Here is a 1,984-nt window from a genome sequence, read left to right on the forward strand (position 1 = left end):
AGAACAATCGTTGGGTCAAACTGAGCCAGGTTGTTCCCTGGGATGAGTTGGCTGAATCCTATTACCAGGCGTTCACGAGCAAGCGAGGCCGTCCTACCAAAGATGCCCGCGTGGTGATTGGCGCGGTCATCATCAAACACAAGCTATGTTTGTCGGATCGGGAGACGGTGGCCCAGATCCAGGAAACCCCCTACCTGCAATACTTCGTCGGTTTGCCGGGTTACCAGATGGAGCCACCCTTTGCGCCTTCGCTGTTCGTGGAGATCCGCAAACGCATGGGGGCCACGCTGTTTGACGATTTTCATGCGGCAGTGGTTGAACGCATCGAGAAAGGCCCATCTGACCCCAAGAAGCGGAAGGACAAGGCGCGTCCTGCCGACAACGATAAAGCAGCAGAAAAGGCCGCATCCAACGCTGCCAGCCATGGAGAGCGAAGCGAAGGCTGGTAGACCCCAGTAGCCGCGAGGCCGCACTGTTTTCCCGGCGTGCCTTGCGCCAGAGGGAAAACAAAGTAGGCCTCCGAACGCTGCGTCCAGTCATTGGGAGCCAAGTACGGAGCAGCAACGAGCTTGCGAAGTTGTTGCGTAGTGCTTGGTGACCAGGACGGCTGGGGCACCAATGGGTTGTCAAAGGCCGAGTCGATTTTGGGGACTGGGATGTCCCAAAATCTATCACGAGGCCGAAGACACGCTTGGGCAATCCTTAGATATTCGGGGAAGTAATTTCATAGAATTACCTAAGTGACTGTATTTATGAGGAAATTATTGTTTGTTTTATTCCTCAGAAATGGAGACTTCATTTTTTCTTGAAGCCTTTAAGTTCTTGTTTTTGCGTTTCTTTTCTTTCATTTTACGCATGACATCTTTTGCAGCAGTGAGTTCCACTTCTGCACGAGTCAACTGACCGATCTTCATGTCGAGGGCTTGGCGCGTTTCCTTTTCTCTTTTCATGCAGCTTTCCAACTGGGATGAAAAGATCACATTCTCCTTCTCAAGCTTTTGCAGTTGTACTTGGGCTTCAGCAAGATCCGCGACGTTGGTTTCCAACAAACTGACTTCTCGTTTTGTTTCCTTAAGCGCCTGCTGTAGCTGAAGCTTCTCTTTTTCAGTGGTTGAAAGATTTTCATTCGCGCTTTGAAGTTCAGCGGCGGCTTTCTCGTAGGCCATGCGTTGCTCATCGTAGAGTTTTGTCAGTCGTTCTTCAGTTTCCCGGGCTCTTTCATAAGCAAGCTCTATTTCCTTCTCTTTCTGGCACTGGAAATCACGTTCTTTTTGCCTTAGCTCCTTGATCTGTTCTTGCAGACTATTGGTGCGTTCACTGAGTTGTTTCTGTAGCTGTTCTAATCTGTGTATTTGGTCATTCGCCTGGCTAAGCTTTTCCTGGGTTTCTTGTAATTCAGCTAAAACTCTGCTGTGCGCGTCTTGTGCTGATTCGGCGGCATTTATTGCCTTCAAACGTTCTTTCTCCGCTAATTCAACCTTCTCTGATAGTTCCCGTCTTTCTGTTTCCCATCGTTGTGCTTCCAATGTCCGTGCTTGTTCCAACACTTCGTTGAAAGCCGTTATAAATTCAACCGGAATATCTGGGCGCGCTTTTGATTGTTTGACGTGCTCGCCAAGTTCTATCCAAAAACAGTGCAGTTCATCAGCGACAGTTGCATCTGATCCACCAGGACCGATACGGTCACGAATCTTAGTCCTTGATGGAGAAATGCCTTCCTCAATGAGTTGCCATGCAGCTGTACGCACTTTTTCACGGGTATTTTTTGGTTTAGATGTTTTCATGAGCAATTTCCAGTAGATCCAGGCTTTATTGAAAAATAGCACATAATATACGGACAGACATACTAAATAGTACAAAATATGCATTATTACTTGCGATAACAGACATTCTCGCGAATAATGTGCCTAATCCATTTTTCAGGATCATTGAGGCCTCAACATGGATAAAACGGATGATTCCGACAAGAATCAATCTGCCGCTA

The 1,984-nt window shown here is 47.7% G+C and carries 2 protein-coding genes; one reads left to right on the forward strand and one right to left on the reverse strand.

Annotated elements, in window-relative coordinates; all coding sequences use genetic code 11:
• Positions 1–113: 113 nt before the first annotated feature.
• Complete coding sequence (locus ACOCD2_RS17935; RefSeq protein ID WP_419625853.1) at positions 114–449, forward strand: transposase; 336 nt, start codon at positions 114–116, stop codon at positions 447–449.
• Between the two features lie 324 nt (positions 450–773).
• Here ACOCD2_RS17935 and ACOCD2_RS17940 read toward each other — a convergent pair whose 3' ends face one another.
• On the reverse strand, positions 774–1,784 hold the full coding sequence (locus tag ACOCD2_RS17940; RefSeq protein ID WP_419625851.1) for a hypothetical protein: 1,011 nt from the start codon (positions 1,782–1,784) through the stop codon (positions 774–776).
• Positions 1,785–1,984: the final 200 nt, after the last annotated feature.

It is taken from the genome of Thiolapillus sp., assembly GCF_048562965.1.
Lineage (GTDB): Bacteria > Pseudomonadota > Gammaproteobacteria > Chromatiales > Chromatiaceae > Thiolapillus > Thiolapillus brandeum_A.